This is a genomic window from Copranaerobaculum intestinale, from assembly GCF_009831105.1.
Taxonomy (GTDB): Bacteria; Bacillota_I; Bacilli_A; order Erysipelotrichales; family Erysipelotrichaceae; genus Copranaerobaculum; species Copranaerobaculum intestinale.
In genome coordinates this window covers 431,342-444,219 of record NZ_WUUQ01000002.1, presented here as the reverse complement: position 1 = coordinate 444,219, position 12,878 = coordinate 431,342, and the positions used below count along the sequence as shown (strand labels likewise).

The following is a 12,878-nucleotide window of genomic DNA, read 5'->3' as shown; positions in this document are numbered from 1 at the left end:
CTCCATTAATAGAATACTTTCAGCCATTTCAGTTTCGTATCGGCTGCATAAATAAAAATTCCCGCAAACAGCAAACTGCATATCGTAGTCAAAAGATACAGCGGCAGATTGCCGATTGCCGTATGAAACAGCAGTTTCCAAAGCGGTGTCAAAATCATCACAAACAATATGTGCGATACATAAATCAAAAGAGAGCTCTTTCGCAGGAAGCGATATATTTTATGTTCCTTGGGCTGTAGCTGCACAACCCATGAAAACAGAAAAAATTCAAACGGAATCAAAAATAAATACATACTTGTCAGATCGTTCATGTAATGAAAATTTCTAAGCATCGCAGCCTCCAACCCCAGCAACAGCAAGCTGATCAGCAATCCGATTATTGCATCACGCTTGGTCAGAATACTTTTTGTCGTCGCAAAATATGCTCCCATCAGCAAAAACAGCGGAGCGAAGAACAAACCGTTACGCGAGGTTACAAATACTGCAGTATACGCTTTATAGACAGAAGAAACAATCGGTATCTGTTGCAGCAGACTGCCATACACATTCATCAGCATCCCCAATATATAGAGAACTGCAACACTGATCAAAGCGGTCTCATGCGAACCTTTAAAATACAAAAAATACGCAATCACTATCCCTACTATGAGCGATGGAAGAAACCAAAGATGATAACAGCTTCCGGTAAAGATGAAATCCCGCACATACCGCGCTAACATCACCCACTGAAAACCATCCTTCAACCAGGATGCAAATGTAAATAAAAAGTAAATTGCCGACCAGCACAAATACAGAATGCCAATGCGAATCAAATAGCGTTTCAACGCATCCAGATTTTCTTCATCCTTCCATGTTCCCTCCTGATTTAATTTCATGAAAAAGAGAAAACCGCTGGCAAGGAAAAAGAACGGTACAGCAATTCTTGCAGTTACCTGAACCAGATAAAAATTCACATTGGGTGCCACCTCGATAAAGGGAGCGGTATGTATGGTTATGACTAGCAGTGCACAAATAAATTTCGTGATATCAAGTCCGTAAAATTGTAATTTTTTCCCCATAATAGTATTCCTCACTTTGAAAAAACCGCAGGTTTATTTATAAATCCGCGGTACGCGAGCGCCTATCCAGCAAAGCGTCTCGTTATTGATGGTTTGTGCCAGGTGGGATAGTTCATCCATCGCCAGATATGCACCGTGATCCTCACCGAAAAAGGTAACCACATCACCTTCCTGCACATCGCATGTCAAATCTGTGATATCGACCATCATCTGATCCATGCAGATATTGCCGACGATCGGTGCTTTTTCGCCATGAATCAATACATGAGAACCGCGATTGGATACAAACCGCGGATAACCATCGGCATAACCCAGACATACCGTGGCAATGCGGCGCTGCTCCTTGGGCCGATAGTTTCTGCCATAACTGACACAGCTTCCCGGCTGCACTGTCTTCACCAAGGTAACATTTGCTTTCAGCGACACCGCCGGTTTCAAATCAATCGGCTGTGCCAAGCGATCCTTGCAGTCGCTGGTAAAGCCCAGCAGCAGAATACCCGGACGAACATAATCATAGCTCAGCTCGGGATAATTGATAATACCATAGCTATTCTGCAAATGTACGATGCCGGGCTTGATGCCTGCTTCCGTTATTTTCTTGCGAACATATTCAAACTGCGCAATCTGTTCGTTTGTGAAATCAATGTGTTCCTGCTGATCGATATTATCCGATACCGCAAAATGAGAAAACATCCCTTCCACCTGCAGATGCGGCAGACGGTAAGCTTCAAGCACATCCGCTATATGATCATCCTGTTTGACACAGCGAATACCGATTCTTGACATACCGGTATCCACTTTCACATGAGCACGGATTTTCACGCCGGCCTGTTCACAATACGCATCCAGCTTTTTGGCATAATCTAGCGATACCAGCGTCTGAATGATCTGGTATTCACTTAGATAATGAAAATGCTCCGGTGGTGTATAACCTAAAATCAGCAGCGATTCCTGAATCCCGTTTTTTCTGAGCGACAATGCTTCATCTACGGAAGAAACCGCAAAAAAGTCTACACCGCATTCCTGCATGCATTTTGAAACCTCAAGATCTCCGGCACCGTAAGCATTTGCTTTTACAACTGCCATGATTTTAGTATTCCCATGCAGTAAAGCACGAATTGCTTCTACATTATGCTTGATCGCGCTTCGATCTACTTCATACCATGCTCGAGATTTACTGATCAGCATATCATCACTCTCCTATTTTTCTAAAGCCAGTTCAACCAGTTTATCAATCAGCATCGTGAAATCAATGCCGATATCCTTCATCATCGACGGGTAGCGGCTAGTCGCTGTAAATCCCGGGATGGTATTTAATTCATTAAATATCAAATTGCCCTCTTTGGTAATGAACATATCAACCCGCGCCATACCCTTGCAGTCCATCGCCTGATACACTTTCACCGCCATCGCTTTCGCCGCTGCCGCATGCTCTTCGCTGATGCGGGCCGGACAGTAAATTGCTGAATCAACCAGATTGTATTTTCCTTCATAATCGAAGAATTCTGCTCCGGTCTGAATTTCATCAATGCTCCCTACCGTTAATACTTCATTTCCCATTACAGCACAGCCGATTTCAAAACAATCGATTGTCTTTTCCAAGATCATTTTACGATCATATTGAAAACCGGATACAAGGCCATTGATAAATTCATCCTTGTTATGCGCTTTCGAAATACCGAAAGAACTGCCTGCACAAGCCGGTTTCATAAAAATTGGCAAACCGATTTTTCGTACAGCTTCCTCATAAATTTCATCATAATGTAAATTGGATTGATTCTTTACACACATAAACGGTGCCATCTCTATTCCGGCATGCCCGCATACGATATGTGTCATCTCTTTATCCATACTGATCGCAGAACTCATCGTATTGCATCCAACATAAGGAATACCGGACATCTCAAAGATTCCCTGAATGGTTCCGTCCTCTCCGTATTTTCCATGAAGCACCGGAAAAATACAGTCTACCTCAATACGCTCATAACTGCCATCTTTGTGCAGTTTCAAAAAGCCTTTGCCTTGTGCGGCCGGCGATAAAATCATATCCTCACAGGTTGGATTTTGCTGCCAGGTATCATGTTCAATACTTTCAATATCACCCTCATAGGAAAGCCATCTGCCATCCTTGGTAATGCCAACCAATAATACATCATATTTATCCATATCAAGGTTATGTATTAATGATCCCGATGAATGTAAGGATACCGGATACTCACTTGACTGACCGCCAAATATAATCGCTAATTTTATTTTTTTCATTCGTTATTCCCCATCTTCCTGTAATGCGGTAATTACTTCATCCAAATGTAAAGCACGCGATCCTTTTACCAGAATCATACATTCCATATTCAGATAGGGACGCAGATAGGTGACAATTTCTTCCTGCGAACACAAATGCTGGATATTATCATGCTTCATCGCACTTCGCGCACCCTGACAGATATAACAGCCTAAATCACCGGTTGTAATCACTTCCTGAATATTGTATTTTGCCAGCGCTTTACCAAGCTGATAGTGAATCATCACTTCTTCCTTACCAAGATCCAGCATATCGCCTAACAATACGATTTTATACGCCGAAGGAAGAGCTTCCATCGTATCCAAAGCGGCGATCACACTCTGTGGATTGGATTTGTAAGAATCATTCAAAATTGTGCAGTTTCGAACCTGCATCAATTCATTGCGCATGCCGGTCTTTTCAATTCTGGTTAACCCCAACGCGATATCTTTATCCTGAATCCCGAGCTCGCGCGCTGCCAAATACGCGGCAGCGGCATTATATGCCTGTATTTCTCCCAGCATATCAACAAAATACTGATCATCATTATCGTTGATGCAGAAGGATACTCCGTCGGTACTCTGATATATATCATGCAGGCAGGCCGTACAATCAGGATCAATTCCAAAGGTCTGAATTCGCAGCTGTTCTCTCATCGCTGCATCGATCGCATCGGCAACAAGCCGTTGATCGGGAACAATCAGCAAGCCCTGTTTGGGCATACCCTGCGTGATTTCCAGCTTTGCTTTCGCAATATTCGCTTGTGATCCCATATTCACCATATGAGCTGTTCCGATATTGGTCAGTATAGCAATATCCGGTTCTACCATCGCAGTCAGCATTTCCATTTCTTTCATACGCTCGATTCCCATCTCTACTACGGCGCACTGGGTATGAGAAGAAAGGGCAAGCAGGGTCAAAGGAACCCCGATTTCATTATTTTGATTCCCCAATGTTTTCTGCGTTACATACTTTGTAGAAAGCATCGCTGCCAGCATATCCTTGGTACTCGTTTTGCCATTGCTTCCGGTGATACCGACAATTTTCACTGACAGTGAACGGCGGTAGGCATGAGCTAGATTTTGCATCGCAGTCACAGTATCATCGACCAATATCACCGTTACTTGCGCCGGGGGATTTGGTTCGCTTCGATTCCACAGCACCGCCGCGGCTCCGGCTTCGATCGCCGCTACTGCATATGCATGCCCATTCACGCGTTCTCCGATGATCGGTATGTATAGATTTCCTTCTACAACCTTACGGCTGTCAATGCATACCCCGCGCACCATACGCGTTAAACCGCCATTTTCAATATAATCAGCATCCAGCATTTGGATGATGGATTCAACACTTCTTTCGATCATATGAAAATCTCTCCTATCAATATGATTTTAACTATTTTATTATACCTCATATTTCACTATAATTGAATAAAAACGTCCAAAGCCATTTTATTTTTTCAAACTTTGTTTCCTTTTTATCGAGGATCTTAAAAAAATTTCTACTGCAAAAGCATTTTAAAATGACTATATAAAATATATCCTTTATATCACTTATTAAAAGTCAAAAAAAAGGTACACTTTTTTCGAAAATGTACCGTCTTTTCTTATTGATTTTCGTCATACTGCATCATTACTGAAGTGCAAAACAAATTATCCTTTTGTTGGAACCGCACAACGCCATGATATCGTTTCGCAATGTCTTTTATCGATCCAACGCCGATTCCCTTCCCTGCACGCTTTGAAGAAAGCGGTATTCCATTCTCAAAGGTTACAGTTTCATTACAACTGTTATCAAGCAGAATCAGCAACGCATTTTTCTTATAACTTTTCATATGCAGCTTGATAAAGCCTTGTCCTGATAGTTGCCGCATACAAGCCTCAACTGCATTTTCCAAGAGATTACCAAGCAATACCGTTATATCAGTCTCTGATATGGAAGTGGTATCCGGATAATCAATCCGTGCATCAAAACGGATCTTATGATCTCGCGATAGTCCCGCGTAATAACATATCAGCGCATTGATAACGTCATTGCGGCTATAAAGTTCCACGACATCTGCCGGCAATTCCCGCTTATACATTTCCAAATAATTTTTTAAACCTTTTTTATCATCTGTATCTACATAGTGTTGTACAACTGTTAAATGCTGCCTGAGATCGTGACGTGCTTTTTGCATATCCTCCATATGCTTTGCCAACACATCAAATTGTTTTTTCTGTGCCATCATACACCGATCAGTATAGGTTAACGTCTCTTCAAGCTGCATGCGGCTTTGTGAAATTTTCAACACTTTCAATGCCACATAGGATACATAACAGGATCCCAACAGCATCAAATACCGAGATATTAAAAATTCCCATGATGCATAAGCGTAAAGATCGTCATTAAAACAATACAGCATACCGAAAACTGCCGAAAAAAGCGGTATAATCCAAAGATATCGCCATAAAGCATCATCTTGAATCATCATCGCTTCCCTGACGGTATGATGAAAAAAATGAAACATAAAAGGACAAGTAACACCATAAATAAGCATACGGGCACAATTATAAATAAGATACGGATGTATATTTGAGAATTCCCAAAAGAATCGGCTTTCAATAAAATTCGCATTACCGAACACAAAAAACGACCATGCAAACAAAAGCAAATAGGTAAACATTAATTTCGCAAAACTATCTTTGATCAATGCAAATGATAAGATAAGATTCATTAGCATAAATCCATAGCGGATCGCGGTTGTCCATTGTGCAGCGAATGCATAACCAGCTGCGTTAAAGAAATAGAAGACCGCTGCGTTCACGGTTGCCATTGCGATTATCAAAATCATGACCCAACGAAATGAAATCCGAAGTTTATCACGAAACAGTAAATATCGCGGAACCGCAAAGGGAATGAAATCCAGATAAGGAAAAAGCAGAATCATGAATGTATTCACTATATATCCTCCTCCCTTGCCTTTTGGAATAAATAATCATAATAATAAGCTTCGATCATTTTTCTGTCTCGTTTAGAATATGAAATCCATACATCTGATGTTAATAAAAATGCCGAAGCATCGATTCGTTTCACTTGATCGAGATTAACGATACAACCTTTATAGCAGGTAAGAAATTGCGGATAATCCAATAACTTTTTTGAAATTTCAACAAATGCTGAACGATAACGCAGAACACCTCGCTCACTCGTGTGTATTTGCACATAATGACCATCAATGTCACACCATAATATCTCACGCAATAAAATTTTTTCGCGTTCCATATGAATAAATCGCGCACGCTTCAGCTTTTTCATTGAAATCATGGACAGCGTATTTTCAAACTCCGCATATTGAAAAGGCTTGAGTAAATAACCACTTGCCCTAACCTGATAGCTGTCAATCGCATGATGACGGCTGGTGGTAACAAAAATCAGCGATACAACCTCATCCTTTTGCCGGATAGAACGGGCTGTTTCAATACCGGATAATCCCTTCATATATTGATCCAGGAAGATCAAATCATAAGACTGTTTCTGAAAAGCAGCTAAAAACATTTCTCCGCTGCAGAAATAATCTATGGATAATTGTTCATTTATTAAATGATCAAAAACATATTGACGAAGACAATCACGAATTTCATTTCTACATTCAGAAAGATCATCTATGACTGCAGCTTTCATCCTCAATACCCTCTTTCTAATATATGACTTACTTTAATTTTACATGAAAATAGATCATCAAACAATCAAGATTCTGCCAAAACTTGCGAGATCCAGCCACTCCCTTGCGTAAAGAGCACTTTTTGCTTACCCTTTAATCAAGCACCGGCAAGCGAAAGGAGAAGATTCAAATGGAAATGATCATTTGCGACTACCACGAACGAGAGTGTTTCCAAATTGAAGAATTTGTCTTTCATTATTATCAAAAAAAAGGATGCGATATTCAAATCCGCTGCTGTAAAGATTGGCTGGAATTCAGCCGACAGCTTCGGCAAAAAGAAGCAGATGTCGTAATTGTGGCCCAAAACGGTATCGAGGGATTAGATATTGTTACCGGTTTAAAATCATCTTCCAGAAATATCATCTGGTTTTCCGATCTGGATTTCGGAGTACAAGCCTATCGTCAATGTGTATCCTATTTTAATTTGAAACCGATCACACAGGAAAAAATCAGCTATGCCCTGGACGGTATTGAAACCAACTGATTCTTGCTTTTTGAACTGAATAACCATGTTCAAATCATGCAAAAAAGGAGGAAACAAAAGCATGAAAAACCATTTAAAAAAAGTGATTTCCGTATTTCTGATCATCGGACTGATTTACACCTCAGCACCTATTACGAATGTCAAAGCAACCAGCTCTAGTTCACCACTGATTCAAACTACACAAGAAGCGCAACAGGCGATCAAGGCTTCCCTCGATTCCTATCAGCCGGTTAATACCACTTCATCGCAAGATATTAAAAGCTTCCTAACAAAAGAATTGATCGATACGCAAAAATTATCAGTGTTTTACATAACAACCTTTGATAAAACTGATGCGACAGTTAAAGCTGATGGGTCAATCCTTTTAACAATAGAATATAAAATTCAATATGAAGCATCCTTTAGCAGCTATACATCTACGCTTGTCATTGATCGCTTATCGGATACAGAAAAAGCTGCGGTAACCGTTGAAAACTTTCCCGATGATTTTTTTAGAAAGTATTTATCAGATCAATATGATAAAACCGGTACCGGTTTTATCACAATCAATGAGGTAACCGAAATAAATATTCAAAATCAAAGTCCGGTAAAAAATTTAAAAGGAATTGAATTATTTAAAAATTTAAAAACTTTGAATTGTTCAGGCACCGGTATCACTGTTCTAAACACCAGTAAGAATACCGTTTTAGAAACTTTAGAATGTGATCATACCAATATCTCAGCTTTAGATATCAGCCAAAATCACTATCTAACTAAATTAAATTGTGACAATACAAACATTCAATCTTTAGACTTAAGTAAGAATACCAATTTAAATACTGTGAATTGTTCATATACTCCCCTTGCATGGCTAAATTTCGGCGGAAACTTTATTCGTAACGTAACCATACAGGATTCAAGCATTGATATGAACGTTTCTGGGGATTCATTTAATATGAAAGACGCTTTTGCCGGTATTAATCTTGATAAAGTTCATATTATCAGCGGTGCTGAACTGAATCCGGCAACCGGTATGGTAACCAAATATAAAATTGGAACCCCAATCATCTATGAATATGATATTGATATTGTCGACAGTTTAAAAAACTCCTTGCAAGTAACTTTAAATTTACATATGATCGAAAACAATGCTTCCACTACTCAGCTAACTCCGGCAACCGGTGATACATCTCATCTTTTCATCCTTAACAGTTTATTGTTTATGTCGGTCGGTGCATTATGGTTTTCAGCATATAAAAACAGAAAACATGCACAAAAATAATACAAATCAAAAACAAAACGAAATAAAAAGAATGTCAGAATTGATTTTGACATTCTTTTTTCTCGATGAATACAAACGTAAGATAAGCCAGAACAGAGCATAAAAGCTCTTGTTTTTGCCTGCTGTTTGTATTTCATGATAAAATATCATCAAATGGAGGATTCTATATGAAAACCGTCATCAAGCAAAACTGGATATCAATCAACATTGATAAAGCCTGGGAAAATCATACCCTTCAGGAATGGTTGGATCATATGGTACCTTCCCGTTCTAAACAGCATCTGCTCTTTCAAAACCATGAAATACAGCTCCAACGAAAATTACCGGCACGCACAACCCGCTTACAATATCATGATCAGTTGGATATCAAAGCATTCTCATCCGGTATTGATTTTCTTTTAGATAATCATGAAGTGGACGTGCTCTATGAAGATGCTTTTTTTCTTGCCGTAAATAAACCTGCTAATTTACTGGTACACCCTGATCATCCTGATCAACATCATACTTTGGTGAATCAAATTGCCTTTTATTACAACCGGCAGGGAATTGATTATCCGGTTCGTCCCCTGCATCGGCTTGACCGCGATACCAGCGGGGTATTGCTGGTATGTAAATGCACGCTGCTTCAGCCTCTGATGGATAAACTGATGCAGGAAAAACAAATATATCGCACATATTTAGCAGTAACCGAAGGAATCGTCTTACCTAAGCATGGCGTGATCAACAAGCCAATCGGTAAAGATCGTCATCAAAGCAATCGTTTTCGAATTTCTTCATCAGGTAAAGCCTCCATCACCCATTATCGAACACTTCGTCATCAGGATAACAGCAGTCTGGTAGAATGCAGGCTGGAAACCGGCCGCACCCATCAAATTCGCGTGCATTTGGCTTCCTTGAAACATCCGATCCTGTATGATCCGATTTACGGTTCCGCTTCAAACGATCATTCACTCGCACTGCATGCGTGGAAATTAACCTTTTATCATCCTATTTATGAAAAAAAGATAACAATCAGCTGTCCACCGCCGTTATCTTTTCCTATACAGCCATAAAAGCACGGAGGTGCTTTTTTAATTGGCAACGGTTTCCCTGCTGAACGTGAGATAATATGTGAGCAGATGCTTCATCAAAGCAATTCCCGCATTCAGTTCCGGTTCATCCATTACTTTCACATATTTTAAGGTCCGTTCCATCAAGTCCGCATCTACATGATAAGTTTTCTCCAAATACTTTGCCCACTCTCCACTTTCTTCCAACTGTTTTTTACTGAGCACACCTTCCATTACGATCACACACTTCTGCTGATTATGGTTTACTGGCAAGGTCCATTTAATCAACCCCGCATGACAGCAATATATATTTTCTCCAGGCTTCGAAATCGCTTCCTGGAAGTTTTCTGCCGCACACTCCTTGCACATCGACAGTGCTTTATTGCTTGTTTTCAAGCACTTACAGAAATAGTTACGCTCACTGGCACTATCCAGATCACCCGCATTTTTTATCAAATAGCCGCGCAGACCCGTAATATGCTGATACTCGCGCAGCGCTGTTTCCACTGCTTCATGAAATTCCATTGTATCACCGTTCTTTCCATGCTTATTGTAGCAGAAAAAGCAGGAAAATACATCGTATTTTCTGGTGATTCGTTTATAATAAAAAAGAAAGGAGCGTACATGATGAAACTATATGCATGCAACTGGCACGGATATTATCAAAGTCAGAATGAACTTCAAGAAATAGAAGCGTTGGTTATAAAGAACGGCATTGCCTGGCAGGAGGCTCTAAAGTCAACCCTTCATGAAGTGAATATGGAGTTAACCGGATGGCAGGAGGAAGAACCGCTATGTAAAACGATCGAAGTCAGCGATATTCAATACGAATCCTGGATGTTAAGTTTATTGTATCAGGAACAGAAAAAACCGATTCCCAAAAATCCTGCTTCACTTGAAGAAGACCGGCTGTTTCAAAAAGTCAATGACGGACTGCTGAAAAGCAAGCTCGCAATCATGTGGGAACCGCAAGCCTACTTGCCGGTCAGTGAAGCCTGCGTTTTTGATTACGCCGACTTGAATGCAGAGCCGATGTGCTTTGGATCACTGAAAACATACAGTAAAAATATCCGATCTTTGCACCTGACAGATTCGGTTTATCAGGAATTGACAGATATTTTAAGATTTGCTGAAGCAAACGCACTTATGCTGATTCTGGAAAATGAGATAGAGCTGATTAAAAATTAGACATTGAAGCAGAATTCGATACAGAACCTTTAAAACTTTTTATAATTTCATGAAGCCTTCAGCTCTCACAAGCTATGCAGCCATACACGCCAGTTCGAAATGAATATGAATTCAGAAAAAAGCAGCCGCCGAGTTTTGATATGTGTCCAGAAATCTGGGTACATATCATTTGGCAGCTGTTTTTTTAACACAGCTTCAATTTTTATTTTGATTCATTTTCTTCCTGTACAATCAAGTCAGCCGCATACGGCAGCGTTTCAATCCAGCGGCACACTTCATGCCATTCCTCAAGCTTATGTGTGCGGCGGGCATGATACATATTCACCAGGTTCTCGTAATTCATCGTACAAGTGCGCATCTGGTTATACGAGCTTGGCAAAAGCTGAATCAGAGAATACCAAATTGTTTTATCTTTGGTTTCCAGATATTGAATGCGCAAAGATTCCAAAGTATTTACCGTCTGCTGCAGGGATGCCAGCGCTTCCTCATTCATATGATCGTGAGAAAAATCATCCAGCGTAAATTCCTTGGCATGTATTTTATGCATCGTAGAAGTGGAATTCGCCACCGTGCCTACCTTATAAGTGTCAAATTCCTTCCACCAATACAGCGGTCCGGTAATGTCTACCGAAACAATGATCTGACGAATAAACTTGCGGTGATCACTTCCTGCGTGGGCAAGCCGTTTAGCGAGATTTAAATCATTTGGACCCAAAATATAGTTTCCTTTCCCGTCATAGGAGCTGTCCGTTCGATTCCAGCTGTTTAAAGGGTTGCGGGCTCCACGCATGGCATTTTCTAAATTCATAACACTTGTTCTTTCTAATGCAATCATATCGTTCCTCCTTATCTGCTCTTAATATGATTAATATTTTTTAATCGGATGGTAATGGTGCCATCCTCCTGGTGGCTGATGTCTACATAATCGCTTTGATTCATGTAATCAATCGGTATAGCAATTTCAATACCATTATCCGTTTTCAGCTTTTGTACTCGTTCCTTACGCACTGCTTTACCCTGAGCAGTGGGAATGAACGCCGGAAGCCCATCGCTTTCCAGCTTCTCATGAAACTCCTTCTGAACATGCGGCTGCGAAAACAGAATCTCAGCCATTTCCTTCACATCGACATCCTTCTGATTCTCCGTGCCGTCTACCAACAGCTGCTTCATTTTTGGAAGCACCTCATTCTGATTCAGATTAAAATCCTTCACCAATGTTTCCACTGCTTCAGTCACAATTTTAACACTCTGCGGATAAGAGGGCTTAGCCTCACACATTAAGATTTTATCCGCATACAAATCAATTTTCTGACCGGATGTATCCATCTGATGTTCCAAAATTTGAACCATCAAATCACTTTTTTCAATCAGAACCACACAATCCTCTTTCATAATATTTTCCTGGTAAAAGCCATGGTCGCGTATCAGATCGACAGATGTGCTCTGATCCTTAGCAAAGACTTGATGCGTTATGCCGTATCGATAAGCGTTATCCACAATTACCAGATAGCGCCGTTCTTCATACACAGCCTCAGCCAGCCATATATCGCTTGCATAATAACAACCGTTATCCTTCTTTTTCTGAAAGATATCATCGGCCAATAAACCGGTCATATCACGCAGTGAACATTCTTCCCGCTGCCATTTTTCAAGCTGCTTACGCCATTTGGCATCGCTGCGAAAAACCGCTTGACGGTACCCTTTGTTCTGAAAGCATTTCCCCATTTTCGTTTTTATGATCCGTTCGATGTCTTCATCACCCTGTACCGGCATATCAGAACAGATTAAAATATCCCGCGACGGATCCATAACCTGTATATACATAGAATCAATGGTAAGCATGTATCTTCCTCT

13 protein-coding genes are annotated in these 12,878 nt (G+C 40.4%); 4 read left to right on the top strand and 9 right to left on the bottom strand.

The window, feature by feature from the left end:
• Nucleotides 1-5 precede the first annotated feature (5 nt).
• From GSF08_RS06930 to GSF08_RS06905, 6 genes are all read right to left on the bottom strand, one after another.
• Nucleotides 6-1,058: an acyltransferase gene (locus GSF08_RS06930; RefSeq protein ID WP_160625105.1), complete on the bottom strand. Its 1,053-nt coding sequence runs from the start codon at nucleotides 1,056-1,058 to the stop codon at nucleotides 6-8.
• Between the two features lie 33 nt (nucleotides 1,059-1,091).
• Nucleotides 1,092-2,246: an alanine racemase gene (alr, locus tag GSF08_RS06925; protein ID WP_160625104.1), complete on the bottom strand. Its 1,155-nt coding sequence runs from the start codon at nucleotides 2,244-2,246 to the stop codon at nucleotides 1,092-1,094.
• 12 nt (nucleotides 2,247-2,258) lie between these two features.
• Entirely contained in the window at nucleotides 2,259-3,320 is a 1,062-nt protein-coding gene (locus GSF08_RS06920) for a D-alanine--D-alanine ligase family protein (RefSeq protein WP_160625103.1), read from the bottom strand.
• Nucleotides 3,321-3,323: 3 nt separating this feature from the next.
• Complete coding sequence (locus GSF08_RS06915; protein ID WP_160625102.1) at nucleotides 3,324-4,703, bottom strand: UDP-N-acetylmuramoyl-tripeptide--D-alanyl-D-alanine ligase; 1,380 nt, start codon at nucleotides 4,701-4,703, stop codon at nucleotides 3,324-3,326.
• Nucleotides 4,704-4,945: 242 nt separating this feature from the next.
• Entirely contained in the window at nucleotides 4,946-6,280 is a 1,335-nt protein-coding gene (locus GSF08_RS11705) for a sensor histidine kinase (RefSeq protein WP_347337988.1), read from the bottom strand.
• On the bottom strand, nucleotides 6,280-7,002 hold the full coding sequence (locus GSF08_RS06905; protein ID WP_160625101.1) for a LytR/AlgR family response regulator transcription factor: 723 nt from the start codon (nucleotides 7,000-7,002) through the stop codon (nucleotides 6,280-6,282). The genes GSF08_RS11705 and GSF08_RS06905 overlap by 1 nt, the downstream gene beginning before the upstream one ends.
• Nucleotides 7,003-7,172: 170 nt before the next feature.
• On the opposite strand from GSF08_RS06905, the gene GSF08_RS06900 reads away from it, so the two are divergent.
• The 3 genes from GSF08_RS06900 to GSF08_RS06890 all read left to right on the top strand — a co-directional run bounded on the left by GSF08_RS06900 (nucleotide 7,173) and on the right by GSF08_RS06890 (nucleotide 9,839).
• Entirely contained in the window at nucleotides 7,173-7,526 is a 354-nt protein-coding gene (locus tag GSF08_RS06900; protein ID WP_160625100.1) for a hypothetical protein, read from the top strand.
• A 61-nt stretch (nucleotides 7,527-7,587) separates the two neighbouring features.
• On the top strand, nucleotides 7,588-8,787 hold the full coding sequence (locus tag GSF08_RS06895; protein WP_160625099.1) for a leucine-rich repeat domain-containing protein: 1,200 nt from the start codon (nucleotides 7,588-7,590) through the stop codon (nucleotides 8,785-8,787).
• A 167-nt stretch (nucleotides 8,788-8,954) separates the two neighbouring features.
• Entirely contained in the window at nucleotides 8,955-9,839 is an 885-nt protein-coding gene (locus GSF08_RS06890; protein ID WP_160625098.1) for an RluA family pseudouridine synthase, read from the top strand.
• Nucleotides 9,840-9,857: 18 nt separating this feature from the next.
• On the opposite strand, the gene GSF08_RS06885 is transcribed toward GSF08_RS06890, so the two are convergent.
• Entirely contained in the window at nucleotides 9,858-10,361 is a 504-nt protein-coding gene (locus GSF08_RS06885) for a PocR ligand-binding domain-containing protein (protein WP_160625097.1), read from the bottom strand.
• A gap of 99 nt (nucleotides 10,362-10,460) precedes the next feature.
• Here GSF08_RS06885 and GSF08_RS06880 point away from each other — a divergent pair, with 99 nt between their 5' ends.
• Nucleotides 10,461-11,024: a hypothetical protein gene (locus GSF08_RS06880; RefSeq protein ID WP_160625096.1), complete on the top strand. Its 564-nt coding sequence runs from the start codon at nucleotides 10,461-10,463 to the stop codon at nucleotides 11,022-11,024.
• A 202-nt stretch (nucleotides 11,025-11,226) separates the two neighbouring features.
• Here the strand turns inward: GSF08_RS06880 and GSF08_RS06875 are convergent, their stop codons facing one another.
• Both GSF08_RS06875 and GSF08_RS06870 read right to left on the bottom strand, forming a co-directional pair.
• Entirely contained in the window at nucleotides 11,227-11,859 is a 633-nt protein-coding gene (locus GSF08_RS06875) for a hypothetical protein (RefSeq protein WP_160625095.1), read from the bottom strand.
• Between the two features lie 11 nt (nucleotides 11,860-11,870).
• A complete protein-coding gene (locus GSF08_RS06870; RefSeq protein ID WP_160625094.1) occupies nucleotides 11,871-12,866 on the bottom strand; it encodes a nucleoid-associated protein in 996 nt (331 codons plus the stop codon).
• Nucleotides 12,867-12,878 lie beyond the last annotated feature (12 nt).